This is a genomic window from Paraburkholderia sp. BCC1886 (assembly GCF_900996245.1).
In the GTDB taxonomy this organism is placed as follows: domain Bacteria; phylum Pseudomonadota; class Gammaproteobacteria; order Burkholderiales; family Burkholderiaceae; genus Paraburkholderia.
Genome location: NZ_CAAJGK010000019.1, coordinates 1 through 305, shown reverse-complemented (window position 1 = coordinate 305; position 305 = coordinate 1). Strand labels below are relative to the sequence as shown.

Below are 305 nucleotides of genomic sequence, written 5' to 3'. Positions count from 1 at the left end.
CCGGCTTGATCGACGCATTGCCCCCCAAGGGGACCTGCTCTGCTGCGTCGTGTTCTGCGATTACCAGATTCGTCATTACCCTGTCTCCTTCACAGCACTTTGGCTTCGTTCTTCAGCTTCTCGACCAGCGTCTTCACATCCGGCACCTTCACGCCGGCGGAGCGCTTCGGCGGCTCGGCAACTTTCAGCGTCTTCAGGCGCGGGGTCACGTCGACGCCGAGGTCTTCCGGCTTGATCGTTTCCAGCGGCTTCTTCTTCGCCTTCATGATGTTCGGCAGCGTGACGTAACGCGGCTCGTTCAGGCG

The 305-nt window shown here is 60.7% G+C and carries 1 pseudogene; it reads right to left on the bottom strand.

Going from position 1 to position 305, the window contains the following annotated elements:
* Nucleotides 1–89 precede the first annotated feature (89 nt).
* A pseudogene (locus FQ746_RS01665) lies at nt 90–305 on the bottom strand (electron transfer flavoprotein subunit beta/FixA family protein); the annotation flags it as partial.